General features: G+C 59.1%; 11 protein-coding genes and 1 tRNA gene. 3 read left to right on the top strand and 9 right to left on the bottom strand.

Annotation, left to right across the window (positions count from 1 at the left end):
- The first annotated feature begins 125 nt into the window (after positions 1 to 125).
- The gene (locus tag QFX07_RS05665; protein WP_279754636.1) at positions 126 to 1,127 is read left to right on the top strand and encodes an NAD-dependent epimerase/dehydratase family protein; all 1,002 of its coding nucleotides are present in this window, start codon (positions 126 to 128) and stop codon (positions 1,125 to 1,127) included.
- Between the two features lie 160 nt (positions 1,128 to 1,287).
- Here QFX07_RS05665 and QFX07_RS05670 read toward each other — a convergent pair whose 3' ends face one another.
- The 9 genes from QFX07_RS05670 to argS all read right to left on the bottom strand — a co-directional run bounded on the left by QFX07_RS05670 (position 1,288) and on the right by argS (position 14,811).
- Positions 1,288 to 2,466 (bottom strand): L-threonylcarbamoyladenylate synthase, encoded by a 1,179-nt coding sequence (locus tag QFX07_RS05670; RefSeq protein WP_279754637.1) that lies wholly within the window; start codon positions 2,464 to 2,466, stop codon positions 1,288 to 1,290.
- 169 nt (positions 2,467 to 2,635) lie between these two features.
- A complete protein-coding gene (prmC, locus tag QFX07_RS05675) occupies positions 2,636 to 3,544 on the bottom strand; it encodes a peptide chain release factor N(5)-glutamine methyltransferase (protein ID WP_279754639.1) in 909 nt (302 codons plus the stop codon).
- Between the two features lie 152 nt (positions 3,545 to 3,696).
- Complete coding sequence (gene prfA / locus QFX07_RS05680; RefSeq protein WP_279754640.1) at positions 3,697 to 4,779, bottom strand: peptide chain release factor 1; 1,083 nt, start codon at positions 4,777 to 4,779, stop codon at positions 3,697 to 3,699.
- 143 nt (positions 4,780 to 4,922) lie between these two features.
- A complete protein-coding gene (rho, locus tag QFX07_RS05685; RefSeq protein WP_279754641.1) occupies positions 4,923 to 7,064 on the bottom strand; it encodes a transcription termination factor Rho in 2,142 nt (713 codons plus the stop codon).
- 512 nt (positions 7,065 to 7,576) lie between these two features.
- Entirely contained in the window at positions 7,577 to 8,545 is a 969-nt protein-coding gene (gene thrB / locus QFX07_RS05690; RefSeq protein WP_279754642.1) for a homoserine kinase, read from the bottom strand.
- A 124-nt stretch (positions 8,546 to 8,669) separates the two neighbouring features.
- Complete coding sequence (gene thrC / locus QFX07_RS05695; protein ID WP_279740502.1) at positions 8,670 to 9,770, bottom strand: threonine synthase; 1,101 nt, start codon at positions 9,768 to 9,770, stop codon at positions 8,670 to 8,672.
- A gap of 165 nt (positions 9,771 to 9,935) precedes the next feature.
- Positions 9,936 to 11,225 (bottom strand): homoserine dehydrogenase, encoded by a 1,290-nt coding sequence (locus tag QFX07_RS05700; protein WP_279754645.1) that lies wholly within the window; start codon positions 11,223 to 11,225, stop codon positions 9,936 to 9,938.
- Between the two features lie 317 nt (positions 11,226 to 11,542).
- Positions 11,543 to 13,063, bottom strand: a complete 1,521-nt coding sequence (locus QFX07_RS05705) for a diaminopimelate decarboxylase family protein (RefSeq protein WP_279754646.1) — start codon at positions 13,061 to 13,063, stop codon at positions 11,543 to 11,545.
- Between the two features lie 83 nt (positions 13,064 to 13,146).
- Positions 13,147 to 14,811 (bottom strand): arginine--tRNA ligase, encoded by a 1,665-nt coding sequence (argS, locus tag QFX07_RS05710; RefSeq protein ID WP_279754647.1) that lies wholly within the window; start codon positions 14,809 to 14,811, stop codon positions 13,147 to 13,149.
- A gap of 75 nt (positions 14,812 to 14,886) precedes the next feature.
- Between argS and QFX07_RS05715 the strand changes: the two genes are divergently transcribed.
- Positions 14,887 to 14,960, top strand: a tRNA-Arg gene (locus QFX07_RS05715).
- Positions 14,961 to 15,195: 235 nt separating this feature from the next.
- Entirely contained in the window at positions 15,196 to 16,143 is a 948-nt protein-coding gene (locus tag QFX07_RS05720; protein WP_279754648.1) for an NADP-dependent oxidoreductase, read from the top strand.

Consider the following 16,143-nt stretch of genomic DNA (forward strand, 5'->3'; position numbering starts at 1 on the left):
TGCGAAAAAACGACCAGAGACCGAATAAAACCCCACAGATTCCCCATAAACTGTTCAAATATGGGAAAATTGAAATAACCCCATTTTTCCCCGCAACGTTCGCGGGCTCGTGAGAGGTAAAAGAGATGTCCGAATCCAAGTGGAAAGTCATTGGTGCCAGCGGCTTCGTTGGTTCCTCCATCGTCGCGCGTCTGAACACAGAAGGTATCAGTGTTGACCCCATTGAGGCACCTCGACTCGCAACCCGAGCCCTTGACGTAGACAGCATCATCAACGAAGCAGACCAGCTTGAAGGCATCATCGACTCCCTCGCAGAAGCCTTCGCGGGCGCGCAGGTCGTCGTCAACGCAGCGGGCCTCGCAGCACCCAATATGCAAGATCTGCCCCCGCTCATCGGCGCAAACGCCCTGCTTCCCGCCGTGATTGCAATCGCCGCACAGCGCACCGGCGTACGCCGCGTCATCCACCTCTCCTCCGCAGCGGTACAGGGCCCGCGCCTCGTGCTGGATGATTCCGAAGAGACCAACCCATTTAGCGCCTACTCCTTCTCCAAGGCACTCGGTGAAGAAGCACTGCTCGATCTGCAGGACTACTTCCTCGAAGAGCACCCCGACAGCGCACCTGAACTGTGCATCCTGCGCGCAACTAGCGTGCAGGGCCGCGGCCGACGCACCACCGAGCTCTTCGCCAAGATGGCTTCCTCCCCCTTGGCATCCGTTGCGGGTGCAGGCACCGGCAAGTCTCCGGTCTCTAGCGTTCATGCCCTCGCAGAATTCGTGGTCATGCTCGGCACCTTCCCCGGTAAGCTGCCCACCATCGTGTTGCAGCCTTGGGAAGGCGCAACCGTCGCCTCCGCATCCGTGGATGCTGGTCGCCGCCACCCGCACCGCCTGCCCGAATGGCTCTGCCTCGCAGCCGTCAAGGCAGGCTACACCGTTTCCGAGCTGATGAACGACAAGTTCGCTGGTTCCGTGCGCAAGGTCGAGGTCATGTGGTTCGGCCAGGGCATCGACGATTCCTGGGCACGCGACAACAACCTTCTGCCCACCCCACGCGTACGTGAAGTACTGCGCAACGCCCACACCGCGCTGGGCAAGAAGAAGGACCGCCGCTTCGACAAGAACTAGGTAGCACGTGTGCTCTCCTAGAGGTACACAGCTGAGGCACACAGCCTAGAGGGCTCATAACGTATAGGGAACCCCGATATATCTGATTGATATATCGGGGGTTCCCTATATGTTTTATGCTCCGAATTCTTACACTCCGAGCTCTGCAACGTGCAGAAGTTTAGAGCTGATTCTCCGGCATGTCCTTCTGCTCGGTCTTTGCCTCAGACTCGGTCCTAGCAGCTTCAGTCTTGGTTTCTGCTGGCTTAGCCTCACCCTGTGTGGCAGTCTCAATCTTCGACTCACCAAAGACCAACGCGCGAGCAGTATCAGCAGGAACCGGGTGAGTCTGCGGCTCATCCGCACGAACCGGCTTCGGAGTGTTGTCACGGTATCCGCGCGAACGCTCCTGATCCACGCTGGTGCTGAATGCAGAAGACAGCGCCGAAGTAGCGCCCATCAGGGATGCAGCAACAGAGCCGGCAGCCGGTGCCGAAGCGCGACGAGCAGGCTCACCGCTCACAGTGTGAGTGCTGTCCCACTGCTCGTACGCCTCATCCAGGTCAGCCTGCTCATCCAGAGCACGCTCAGAAGAAGTCGACTCAGACGACGCAGACCCAGCTTCCTCAGCCTTACGAGCCGCCTGCTCGTCAGCCTCCGCACGAGTCAGGATGGTCGGAACAACTTCGCGCAATTCCTCCACCGGAATTGCACCCTCACGAACCACCACGTAGGGGAAGGAGGTGCAATCCAGAATCGTGGACGGTGCCGGCTCACGCTCAGTCACCACAACCACGCCGTCCTCATTCGGCTCAGATTCAAGCGGCTTAGGACGAGCGCCACCGTCAATCACCACGGCAACGTCCTCACCCAGGGACTCCAAGGCGGTCTGCGCGTCCAGTGCGGCTTCCTGACCGGTCTTGTTTGCGCTCGAAACCGCCAGCGGACCGTGTTCAGTCAGTAGCTTCAGGGCGAACTCATCATCGGGAACACGTACGGCAACGGTACCGCGGGTCTCACCCAAGTCCCAGCTCAGCGACGGGTACGAGTGAAGAATAATAGTCAGCGCACCAGGCCAGAATCGACCACCCAGGTCATAAATATCATCCGGAACGTCGTCGACCACGCCAGCGAGCGCAGCAAGATCAAAGATTAGCACAGGCGGCGGCATGGTGCGGTCGCGGCCCTTATCTGCCAGCAGCTTGGCAACGCCCTGATGCGAGAAAGCATCTGCGGCAATACCGTAGACGGTATCGGTGGGCATCACAATCGTGTCGTGTGCCTTCAGCGCCTCGCGGGCAGCCTCGATGGCCTCGCGGGTCTCAGTTTCAGTCGTTACGGGGTACAGCTTTGCAGTCACGGGTCTTATTCTCTCATGTTTTTCTTGGTGCGGCGAGACACCGGCACCCACAACGCGCCATGTGGAAGCAATCTTCCGGGGGTTCGCCATATTTCACTGGCTCTGAGCTGGTTACCGAGGGGGACGCGTTACCTTCATGCAGCCCTGTACGGGCTAGGTGGTGCATTTACTAGTCTAAAGGTTCTAGTGGGTGCGGTTTATAACCGACGCTAAGACGCGGACGATTATTCAGGTCACGCACCGAGTAGCACCCCTCAAAGCCGACGCGCGCCAACAGTTCGGCGACGGCTTTTTCCTGGGTGTCGTCGTGCTCCATGATGAACAGACCGCCGGGTGTAAGAAGCTCGAAGGCGCGGGCGGCAATCGCGGAGGGTATCTGCATACCGTCCTCTCCCCCACCGTACAGCGCCATGTCCGGGTCGTGCAGGGCGGCTTCCGGGTCGGCGGGTACGTTCGCCGGCGGAATGTACGGAGGGTTCGAAAGTACCGCTTTGAAGGTTCCGGCAAGTTCGGGCAGGGCGGTGAGAGCGTTCCCCTGTACCAGGTGCACACCGAGCGGCTCCAGGTTTTTACGGGTGTAGGGGATGGCATCTTCGGAGAGTTCCACCGCGAACACCTGGGCGTTCGGCAGTTCGCTCTTGATTGCCGCGGCGATAGCGCCGGATCCGGTACACAGGTCGACGATGCGCAGCGCACCGGTTGCCGAATCGGTGCGTGCGCTTAGCACTTTGAGGGCTTCTTCGACGAGTAGTTCGGTCTCGGGGCGGGGTACGAACACGCCCGGTCCGACCGACAGCTCTAGGCGATAGAAGGGAGCGGAGCCGGTGATGTGTTGCAGCGGTTCGCGGCAGGCGCGGCGGGCGACCAGCGCCTCGTACTCTGCGACCTGGTCGGGAGTGAGCCTTTCCCCCATCAGCGCAGCGTGCTGGAGGCGCGAGCGTGAGCCGTCATAGAGCAGGTATGCGGCGAGTAGCTCAGCATCCACTCGGGGGCTGGGCACCTGCGCCAGTACCGCGGTGGCGCGCGTGAGTACCTGAGCGAGTTCTTCCCCACGCGGGTCGTACACATTCACCTTCATGAGCTCTCCTTCTCGTCTCTCAACGGTTCAAAACCTGTCACAGCATATGGCTAAGGGGCTCCACCGCCGTAGCGGCGAGCCCCTCACCAACATCTCACATCGATTCAGCGAATCGGCAAGAGCCTATATACAGAATCTACTTCTGCACAGAACTACTTCTGTTCCTGGCCCACCTGAGCGAGGCGGTGCGCCTCATCCATCTCAATAGCGGACTGAACCACAGGCTCCAGGTCACCATTCAGCACAGCATCCAGGTTGTACGCCTTGTAGCCGGTGCGGTGATCCGCAATGCGGTTCTCCGGGAAGTTGTACGTACGGATACGCTCCGAACGGTCCATAGTACGCACCTGCGAAGCACGATGTGCCGCGTTCTCAGCATCAATCTGCTCCTGCTGGTGAGCCAACAGGCGCGCACGCAGAACGCGCATCGCGGCTTCACGGTTCTGCAGCTGAGACTTCTCATTCTGCATCGCCACTACAATACCGGTCGGAAGGTGAGTAATACGCACCGCCGAGTCAGTGGTGTTCACCGACTGACCACCGGGGCCCGACGAACGGTACACATCAATCTTCAGGTCGTTCTGGTTAATCTCGATTTCCTCGGGCTCATCCACCTCGGGGAACACCAGAACACCAGCCGCAGAAGTATGAATACGGCCCTGAGATTCGGTCGCCGGAACACGCTGTACACGGTGCACGCCACCCTCATACTTCAGGTGTGCCCACACACCCTCAGCAGGCTCATTCGAGGAGCCCTTAATAGCAATCTGAGCGTCCTTGTAGCCGCCAACATCGGTGCTAGTCGAAGAAATAATCTCAGTCTTCCAGCCCTTGTTCTCCGCATAACGCATGTACATGCGCAGCAGGTCACCAGCGAACAGAGCCGCTTCGTCACCACCGGCACCAGCCTTCACCTCAAGAATGACGTTACGGCCATCATCCGGGTCACGCGGAATCAGCAGGCGGCGCAGCTTCTCCTGAGCAACCTCCAGCTCCTCCTCCAGACCGGGAATCTCCGTCGCAAAATCCGGATCCTCATCAGCCATCTCCCGGGCAGCCTCAAGGTCGTCCTTCAGCGAAGTGTACTTGTTGTACGCAGTCACGATACCGGTTAGCTCCGCGTAACGGCGGCCCACACGGCGTGCCTTACCCTGGTTCGCCTGCACAGCGGGGTCGGCCAGCTGATTCTGCAGGTCAGCGTGCTCATCCAGCAGAACCTGAATAGATTCAAACATTCTGTTCTCTCTTCCATCTCCCGCACTTTACGCCGCACGGGCAGGCACTAGACATCTCGCACCCCTCACAACGGGGATGCACAAAACGAACGTCTCACGCGCCCCACCCACAACCTGGAGGCGGGGCGCGTGAGGTACGAGCCTTAGTCGACCAGACGCAGACCGTTCTTCTGAACCGTCAGAAGAAACTCCACGTTGCTTTCAGTCTTACGCAGCTGGTTGGTCAGAACACCCAGAGCCTGCTCGGGTTCCATGCCCGCCAGGGCACGGCGCAGACCCCACATAATCTTAATCTCATCCGGGGAGAGCAGATTCTCCTCGCGGCGAGTACCAGAAGCGTTAATATCAACCGCCGGGAAGATACGCTTATCCGCCAGCTGACGGGACAGGCGCAGCTCCATGTTACCGGTACCCTTGAACTCTTCGAAGATCACTTCATCCATCTTCGAGCCGGTCTCAACCAGGGCGGTAGCCAGGATGGTCAGCGAGCCACCCTCTTCAATGTTGCGGGCAGCACCGAAGAACTTCTTCGGCGGGTACAGCGCTGCAGAATCCACACCACCGGACAGGATACGACCGGATGCGGGAGCCGCCAGGTTGTATGCACGGCCCAGGCGCGTCATGGAGTCCAGTAGCACTACCACATCGTAGCCGAGCTCCACCATACGCTTCGCACGCTCAATAGCCAGCTCAGCCACAGTAGTGTGATCCTCAGCCGGGCGGTCGAAGGTCGAGGCAATAACCTCACCCTTAACGGTGCGCTGCATATCGGTCACTTCTTCAGGACGCTCGTCTACCAGGACCATCATCAGGTACACGTCCGGGTTGTTCACGGTAATTGCGTTCGCAATGGACTGCAGCATGAGGGTCTTACCGGCCTTCGGCGGGGACACAATCAGACCACGCTGGCCCTTACCAATCGGGGACACCAGGTCCACCACGCGGGTGCCCAGCTTCTTCGGGGTGGTCTCCAGGCGCAGACGCTCCTTGGGGTACAGCGGAGTCAGCTTCGAGAAGACGCGGCGGTTCGCTGCTTCCTCAACGCTCTGACCGTTAATCGCCTCAACCTGAACCAGCGCGTTAAAGCGCTGGCGGTTATTCGACTCACCCTCGCGCGGCACGCGAATCGCGCCGAGCACATGGTCACCCTTACGCAGGTTGTACTTCTTCACCTGAGCCAGGGAGACATACACGTCGTTGGTGCCGGGCAGGTAGCCGGTGGTACGCACGAAAGCGTAGTTATCGAGAATGTCCAGAACACCCGAAATCGGTGCCAGCACATCGTCTTCGCTCAGGCGAGGCTCGTTCTCCTCGCGGCGGCGAGCCTGCTTCTCAGCACGCTCAGCCTGACGGTCACGCTTGGAACGGCGCTCAGGACGCTCGGCGCGCTCTGCACGCTCAGCAGCCTTACGCTCGGCACGTTCACTACGCTCAGTATTGCGCTCTACACGCTCTACGCTACGCTCACGCTTAGTGCGACGCTCGATACGCTCACCATCCTGATCGCGACGACGCTCACGAGTGCGGGTACGCTTCGAGCTCTTCTCACCGTCGGGGGTACCAAAAGTCATGTCCAGGGCAGCGTTCAGACTGTCCAGGCTCGCGGTGCCGTCAGCGGTAGTAGCCTTCAGCTCAGCAGAGTTACCAGACAGGTCAATCTGCTCCGAGCGCTCACCAATACGCTCAGCGGCCAGCTCAGCGCGCACATCCAGCGGAGGAACCTCAGCGGGATTCTCATCCTTACGGGTGCGGGTGCGGCGGGTACGCTTCTCCGCCTTCTCGGATTTCTCAGCCGATGTATCCTCACCCTCAGCGGCACGGCGAACGCGCGCACGCTTCTGAGCGGGAGTCTCGTAACGGGAGGAACGGGTACGCTTCTCAGACTTTTCAGCCTTCTCAGCACCCTCAGCGGGGGCTTCAGCGCCCTCAGTGTTTTCGGTCTTCTCAGCCTTAGCCTCGGCGTCCTTCTGGGCGCGAGTGCGGCGAGTACGGCGAGTCTTAGATTCTTCAGCTTTCTCAGCAGCGGGAGCCTGTACAGATTCAGCAGCTTTAGCGGGCGCTTCAGACTTAGGTGCTTCGGACTTGGGCGCAACAGGAGCGGCTACGGCACCACCACGCTGATGCTCCTCAAGAGCCTGAACCAGTTCAGCCTTCTTCAACTTCAGATAGCCGCGGATGCCAAGCTGCTGGGCGAGGACACGCAGCTGCGCGACCTTCAAGTTTGCAAGTTCCGGTGCGGCAGCTGCCGTACCGTACTCATCGGTGACAACAATATTCTTTGCCAACTACAATTCCTTTGGTTATAAGCCCTGAAAATCTTCAGAATAAAGATCGGGCGGGCGCTATAGCGCGGTCAAAGGTTTAGACACTGCTGAAAGAAAACAGCAGTCTGCACCTTCGACTCCCTCGAACCGCGCTGGAGGCGGTTCGCGTCTCTTACCGTACCCGCTGATTCAGACACAGCGAGCACACACGGAAGATAAGGCGCTCTATCACAAATGTGGGTAAGCCCAAACCATCATCTATACAAACCATCTACACGAGATGAAGAGGATGGATTGGTCACTTTGAAAGGGCACCCGCCGCGAAACCGAACCCTCAGAAAAGTCTTCCCTATGCGTCAGGAATAAAGAAAGACGTGAATCCCACAGGCATTCCCCCGAACCTTGCCGGTTCCCGCCCAGATACAAAAAGCATCTGAGGCATCAGGGGAAACGGAAGTACGTTACGAAGGATAGTATCGACGGTCTACATTGAACGACGGGCGAACCTCAATATAGGACGAACTAATAACGTCCTACTGAGTAACTATAACACCTTCAGTATCAATTTCAAGGGGAAGAACCCGCCAGTTCAGGCGGCGATCCACAATAGCGCTACAAGGGTGAGTCGCCGCAAACTCAGCAATCGCTTCCTGAACCTGTCGCACCTGCTCGTCACCGTGCGCAAAGGTCAAAACCGTTGGGCCAGCACCAGAAATAACCGCCGCAAAACCCTGACCGCGCAGGTACGAAACCAGCGTAGCCGATGGCTCCATCGCAGTTACGCGGTACCCCTGATGCAGGTAATCCACGGTCGCATCCATCAGGTACTCGGGAGTATCGGAGAGGGTACGCACCAGCAGCGCCGCACGAGCCGAGTTCGCCACCGCCTCAACGTGGGGCATCTGCGCAGGAATCAGCGAACGGGCAAGCTTCGTCGACACCTCATAATCAGGCACAGCCACCACAGGATGAACATCAGGATGCACCGGAATAATCACGGACTTCCAGTTGCCCATCTCACCCCAGGACACCGACAGGTTGCCGTAAATCGCCGGAGCCACGTTATCCGGGTGGCCCTCCATATCGGAGGCAACCTGCAGCATCTGATCACGGCTCAGACGGTGCTCTTCCGGCAGCAGGCCGCTTGCCGCAGCTACACCCGCCACAATAGCCGATGCCGAAGAACCCATACCGCGAGAATGCGGAATCTTATTATCAGCAATCAGCTTCACCGGAGGCAGCTCATCCAAACCAGCCGCAGTAAAACCAGCCTTCATCGCCTGCAAAACCAGGTGGCTCTCATCGCGAGGAACATCCGCGCTACCCTCACCGCTGAGCTCAAACTCCAGGCCGGACTCAATACGCTCAACAACCAGCTCATCATAGAAGCCAAGACCCAAACCCATACTGTCATAGCCGGGCCCCAGGTTAGCGCTCGTAGCGGGAACGCGAACCTTAACGGACGCGCCCACCGGAATATCAGAAATATGCAGGGAAGACATGAGAAGAACCTCGCGATCGGTGACGTAATGAGTGAATAAGTGAAAGATACAAAAAAGGGGCTGTCATGCAGGTGCACCCCGCCCCGCAAACACGGGACGGAGTGCACATCGTAATATGAACAGACTAGTTCAAATCAAGAATATCTGCCACAGCAACCACGTCGAAGGGAGCCTTAGTCGGCTCAACCTTCACACCGTTAACAGCCTCAAGAGCCCACTGCGGGTCCTTCAGACCGTGACCAGTCACGGTAATCACAATGGTCTTACCCTCGGGAGCTTCACCTGCGCGGTGCTTCTTCAGCAGACCCGCAACACCGGCAGCCGAGGCCGGCTCCACGAAGACACCCTCGCGGGCAGACAGCCAGCGGTGAGCCTCCAGAATCTCCTCATCGGTGACAGCCTCAATCACACCGCCAGACTCGTCACGAGCAGCTTCAGCTTTCTCCCACGATGCGGGGTTACCGATACGAATCGCGGTCGCAATGGTCTCCGGTGCCTCAATTGGGTGACCAGCAACAATCGGTGCAGCACCAGCAGCCTGGAAACCCCACATAATCGGACGCTTGGTCGCAACCGGCTCCAAAACCTTACCGTCACGGTTGGTGTAAGATTCCGAGTACTCCTTGTAACCCTTCCAGTACGCGGTGATGTTACCCGCGTTGCCAACCGGCAGCAGGTGATAATCAGGAGCGTCACCCAGGGTGTCAACAACCTCAAACGAACCGGTCTTCTGACCCTCAATACGGTAAGGGTTGACCGAGTTCACCAGGAACACCGGGTAATTCTCGCTGAGCTTGCGAGCAATCTCCAAGCAGTTATCGAAGTTGCCGTCAATCTGAATGATGTCAGCACCGTGAGCAATAGCCTGAGACAGCTTACCCATCGAAATCTTGCCGTCCGGAACCAGCACTGCACAGCGCATACCAGCCTGCAGCGCGTACGCTGCAGCCGACGCCGAAGTGTTACCGGTCGAAGCACACACAACAGCCTTCGCACCGTCACGCTTAGCGGCGGTCATCGCGCTGGTCATACCTCGGTCTTTGAACGAACCGGTCGGGTTCATACCCTCAAACTTCAGGTAAACGGTGTTACCGGTCTCAGCAGACAGTGCCGGCGCGTGAATCAGCGGGGTACCACCCTCACCCAGGGTCACAGCCTTCACATCGTCTGCGAAAGGCAGACGGTCACGGTACTCATTGATAACGCCCTGCCACACGTGTGCCATTGGGTTCTCCTTCAATCTTGGCGCCCCGCCCGCCGGACCTTGCAAGGTCCGGCGCGGTAGCGGGTACGCGGGTTAGTTCGTCAGCGATGCTTCTACACGCAAGCATCGCACGTTTAGTGAGCAGCACTTGCCACACATCAGTTCACGCTGAGTAATTCTCGACGCTTAGTGCTTCTCGGACTCCACACGGATGACCGAGTTCACCTCACACACAGTATCCAGAGCGTCAATCACAGCAATCGCACGACGCAAATCGGAATCCTTGGCCGAGTGAGTCACCATACGAATCTGAGCCGCCCCCTCCTTCGGAGCGGACTGACGCAGAGAATCAATAGAAATACCATGCTCAGTCAGGATGCGGGTAATGTTCGCCAGAACACCCAAGCGGTCCTCTACCAGAACACCCACCGAGTAGCGAGACACCACGTTATCCAGGCTGGTTGCGTGCAGCTGAGCGTGAGAAGTCTCCGGAACACCGGGGCCACCCAGCACCAGACGACGAGCCAGGGACACGAAGTCACCCAGAACAGCCGAAGCAGTCGGAGCGCCACCCGCGCCGGGACCGTAGAACATCAGCTCGCCGGCGTTCTCCGCCTCAACGAACACAGCGTTGAACGCACCGTGCACGCCCGCCAGTGGGTGCTGACGAGGAATCAGGGTCGGGTTCACGCGAATGTTTGCACCGTCCGCGCCCTCACGTTCGCAAATAGCCAGCAGCTTGATGACGTAACCGTCAGCATCCGCGGCAGCAACATCATCAGCGGTGATGGAGGTGATACCCTCGGTGTGCACATCATCAATAGTGAAAGTCGAGTGGAACGCCAGCGAAGCAACAATCGCAGCCTTCGACGCAGCATCGTGGCCCTCAACATCAGCAGTAGGGTCAGCTTCCGCGTAGCCTAGCTTCTGAGCCTCAGCCAGTGCATCCGCGAAGGACGCGCCGGTGGTGTCCATCTGGTCAAGAATGTAGTTGGTGGTGCCGTTCATAATGCCCAGAACGCGGGTCACACGGTCACCAGCCAGGGAGTCGCGCAGGAGGCGCAGAATCGGGATAGCGCCCGCAACAGCAGCCTCGTAGGAAAGCTGAGCACCGGACTTATCAGCGGCCGCCTGCAGCTCCACGCCGTGCTTAGCCAGCAGTGCCTTGTTACCGGAGACCACCGACTTACCAGCCTCCAGAGCACGCAGAATACGAGTGCGAGCCGGCTCAATACCACCGGTCAGCTCAATCACTACATCAGCTGCATCAATCAGAGATTCAGCGTCAGTGGTGTACAGCGAGGGGTCCGCGTTCCAGTGGCGGGATGCATTAGTATCGCGCACAGCAATACCGATCAATTCCACAGGCGCGCCAATGCGCTTTTCAAGGACGGCGTTATCCTCGACCAGGATGCGAGCAGCCTGGGAACCGACATTACCGGCACCAAGCAGTGCTACTTTGATCTTTTCAGCCACGATAGTCTCTTTCTACGGTCTGTTCCGGGTTCACCCCGGTATCTCTTCGGGCTACGGCGTGGATGCGGCGCAGAGCACGCACTCAACAACCACTTTATCAAGAGCCGGGGACAGCTCAGCAGCCTCAAGGTGCGACTTTTACTCTCTGAGATGAGGTATCCCTCACAGTTATGAGGTAGCCTTATTTTCTGCAAAGTTTTGAACACACAAAACCGTGAAGACACCACCCGCAATCGCCACCTCACGGCGCGCACTGCAGAAACGGAATCTTCACGGTTTCTGAGGCTCTGGGGTTATGGGGTTCTGAGCTAAGGGCTCTAGATATCCGAACCCATATCCAGCGCCAACATATCCTCCTCATGCTGACGGCGAATCATCACGCGCGAAGGCTGACCCTGCGCGGTCGCAATCACCGGCGGACGAGTAAAGAAGTTATAGTTCGAACCCAGCACATAGCAGTACGCGCCGGTCGCCGGAACCGCCAGAATATCCCCAGCCTGCAGGTCAGCAGGCAGGTAGCAGTAACGAACCACCACATCGCCAGACTCGCAATGCTTACCCACCACGCGAGAGAGCACCTGCTCCCCCGCTGGGGCACGATTCGCCAAGGTCACAGAATAATCCGATTCGTACAGCACTGGTCGGGCGTTATCACTCATACCGCCGTCCACCGAAATGTAGCGGCGCACGCGAATCTCACCGTTCTCATCCTCAATGCTCACGTTCTTAATGGTGCCCACCGCATACAGGGTCGCACCCGAAGGACCAGAAATAGAACGACCCGGCTCGAAAGACATGTGCGGAATCACCATGCCCAAACGCTCGCAGGTTGCCGCAACGGAAGAGGCAATCGACTCGGTCACCTCGGTAATGGAGCGAGGGTGATCCGCCTCAGTGTAGCCGATGCCGTAGCCGCCGCCCAGGTCCAGCTCCGGCAGGGTCACACCCAGGTCACGGTTGAGGCGGTTCATAAACTCCAGGGCGGTAGTAGCCGCCTGCTCGAAGCCCTCCGCCTCAAAAATCTGCGAACCAATATGGCAGTGAATACCGCGGAAATCCAGGGAATCGGTCGCGTTCAAAATCGCGGCTGCCAGCGCTGCGTAAGAATCGGTCGCCTCAACACCCCAGTACTCCAATTCCTCTTCATCCAAACCGGCAAGCGCGGCGGTGCCAGGCTGCAGGGACATACCGAACTTCTGGTCCTCGTGCGCGGTCGCAATGGACTCATGAGTCGAGGCATGCACGCCGGGAGTAATGCGAATCAGCACCGGAACGGGGGCGTAAGGCTCCTCGCCCTCAGCCACACGCTCGGCGGCAAGCTCTGCGTACACACGCTCAATGAGCTTGAGCTCGTCCACCGAATCAGCCACCACGCGACCCAGGCCGGTACGGATTGCGCGGGCAATCTCAGCTTCCGACTTGTTATTGCCGTGCAGGGCGATATTTACCCCGGGCACCTGTGCACGCAGAGCCAGCGCCAGCTCACCACCGGAGGCGGTATCCAGGCACAGCCCCTCCTCAGTCGCCCAGCGTGCCACCGCCGTGGATAGGAAGGACTTACCGGCATAGTAGACGCTCACCTGCGCACCGTGTGCCGCGAAAGCCTGCTCAAAAGCGGTGCGGTAGGCGCGGGCGCGGGCGCGGAAAGTCGTTTCAGAGAAGACGTACTGCGGGGTTTCATGCTCAGCAACCAGATCGCTGACGGTCACGCCGTCAATGCAGAGTTCACCCTGCTCATTGCGGGTGAAAGAATCAGTCCAAATGGTACGAGACAGGGCCTCAGGGTGCTCGGGGTAGGTGAGCCATTCGGGGGCGTAGAGGGCGCGGGCTTCGCTCATCGTGTCTCTTTCTTAGCTATCTTTGCAGGCATACGCTCAACCCCCGCCCCGGTGGCACCGGATCGGGGGTTGAAACGAGAGTATTACATGCGCTCGGGTGCGCTCACACCCAGCAGGTTCAGGCCATTAGCCAGCACCTGCTGTGCTGCATTGTTCAGCAGCAGGCGGGTACGGTGCAAATCGGTGACCTCTTCATCAGCCTTGGGGGCGACGCGGGAGACACCGTACCAGCTGTGGTACGCCGAAGCGAGCTGCTCCAGGTAGCGATTCACGCGGTGCGGCTCGTAGAACTTCGCGGCATCACGCACAGCAGCGGGGAACTGACCGAGTACAGCCAGCAGCTCACCGTCAGCAGCCGAGTCGAACAGGGAGGTGTCCACGCCGTCCTCAACCTTCACGCCAGCCTCTGCAGCGTTACGTGCCACAGCGGCGGTACGTGCGTGAGCGTACTGCACGTAGTAGACCGGGTTCTCATTGCTCTTAGAAGTCAGCAAGCCCAGGTCAATGTCGATGGGGGTGTCCACCGAGTAGCGGGTCAGCTCGTAGCGGGCCGCGTCAACGCCAACGGCTTCGACCAGGTCCTCGAGGGTGACCACAGTGCCGGCACGCTTGGACATACGGACGGGCTTGCCGTCCTTGACCAGGTTCACCAGCTGACCGATCATGACCTCAATCTGGTCGGCACGGTAGCCAAGAATCTGTGCGATAGCCTTCAGACGGCCCACGTAGCCGTTGTGGTCAGCACCAAGCATGTAAATCGCCACATCGGCGGGGTTTTCTGCACGGGTCATCTTGTCCTGGTAGTAGGCGATATCGCCCGCCACGTAGGCGTGGTTGCCGTCAGACTTAATGACCACGCGGTCCTTGTCGTCACCGTAGTCGGTGGTGCGCATCCACCATGCGCCGTCAGCCTGGAAGAGCTGACCGTTCTCGCGCATGGTGTCGAGCAGGGCGTCCACCTTGCCGTCTTCAAATACGGAGTTCTCATGGAAGAACACGTCGAAGTGGGTGCCGAATGCCGCCAGGGACTCCTTGATCTGATCGAACATCAAGTGAGTACCGATTTCGCGGAAGATTTCTTCGGGGTTCTCAGTCTCAAGCGCGTCGGGGCGCTGAGCCAGAATCTGGTCCTTAATGTCAACAATGTAGGCGCCAGCGTATCCGTCCTCGGGGGTCTCCTCACCGCGGGCCGCGGCAATCAGGGAGCGCACGAAACGGTCGATCTGGGTGCCGTGGTCATTGAAGTAGTATTCGCGCACGACGTTAGCGCCCTCAGCCTCAAGGACGCGGGCGAGCGCATCACCGACGGCAGCCCAGCGGGTACCACCCAGGTGGATGGGGCCGGTGGGGTTCGCAGAGACAAACTCAAGGTTGATGGTCTTACCGGCGAACTTGTCGCTGCGGCCGTATGCTTCGCCAGCCTCAACGATCGTGGCGGCGAGCTCACCAGCAGCTGCGGCGTCCAGGGTGATGTTCAGGAAGCCGGGGCCAGCAATATCTACAGATGCAACACCGGCGATGGCGCCAATCTTCTCTGCCAGAAGAGCTGCTGCCTCACGCGGGTTCTTGCCCACCTTCTTAGCGAGCTGCAGAGCGACGTTGGTTGCCCAGTCACCATGTTCGCGGGACTTGGGGCGCTCCACTCGGACGGCGGGCAGTTCAGCGCCCTCCACAAGGGTCAGCTGGCCGGAGGAAATGGTTTCTTCAAGGGCAAGCGCAATAGCTTCGGAGAGTTCTTCAGGAGTCATAACAAACTATTCTAGCAAGCCTTGGCAGGTGCCTGACCGTTTTATCTAGTGCTTATCTGATACCATAGATGGGTTGCCTCTGTAGCTCAGCGGATTAGAGCACCAGTTTCCGGTACTGGGGGTCGAAGGTTCGAATCCTTTCAGGGGCACGATGTTCTTATTCGAGAGGGAACACGGGAGCCGGTATCCGAGGCATATCGTTCGGGTATCGGCTCCTTTTTATTTTTATTTAACGGCCATGCCGGGTAGCTCCCTCTTAAACCTCAGAGGATGGACACTACCCACCTGCCTGTTGTGGCAACGCTAACCACCTTGAGAGAATGGGGAAACGCGCACACCAGGCACATCAGCACGGCTTCAAGCCACGACAGCGGAGGTAACCCGATGACCACCATGCGCCAGATTCAGCTCACCGAATGGGGTGACGAAAGCGTTCTGCACGAAGCAAACGTGCCTATCCCCTCCCCGGTGCGCGGTCACGTGCTCATCAAGACGGTTGCCGCCGGTGTCAACCCGATTGATCTGACCACTCGCAAGGGCTTGGGTCCCGCCGCTCAGCTGGCAGACCCGTCGTACAAGCCCTTCGTGCCCGGCTGGGATGTTGCCGGCACCGTGGTTGCTACCGCCGGCGACTACACGGGTTTTAAGGTGGGCGACGGCGTATTTGGTCTTGTTTCTTTCCCCTCCCCCGCCGGTGCGTACGCCGAGTATGTTCTCGCCCCGGCGCATCAGTTGGTGAAGGTGCCCGCCGATGTTCCCTGCGCACAATTGGGTGGCGCTCCCCTGGCGGCGCTGACCGCATACCAGGCGATCTTCGAGGTGGCGCGGTTGAAGGAAGGTGAGCGCGTGCTCATTCACGCCGGCGCCGGAGGCGTCGGTCACCTCGCCGTTCAGTTGGCGGCGCAGGCGGGCGCTCAGGTTTTTGCGACCGCCTCCGCGGCGAACCACGAGTTTGTGCACTCGTTGGGTGCCCAGCCCATTGATTACCGCACCGAGGATTTCCGTGCCGTACTGGGTCAGACCATGGACGTGGTACTCAATTCCACCGGTCAGCAGACCTTCCTTGATTCGCTTGAGGTGCTGGTTCCTGGCGGCCGTATTGTCACCCTGACCAGCCCCGACCCTCTGGATGTTGCGCGTGAGCGCGGCTTCGAGGCGCAGTGGCTGACGGTTCACCCGGACCGCACGCAGATGCAGGAGATTGCCCGCCTCATGTCCTTGGGTCTATTGAAGGTGCACGTGGATCAGGTGCTTAATTTTTCGCAGGCAGCGCAGGCTCACGCCCTGGTGGCAACGGGTCGCACCCGCGGCAAGATTGTACTGGTTCCCTAA

The organism is Rothia similimucilaginosa, assembly GCF_029850985.2.
In the GTDB taxonomy this organism is placed as follows: domain Bacteria; phylum Actinomycetota; class Actinomycetes; order Actinomycetales; family Micrococcaceae; genus Rothia.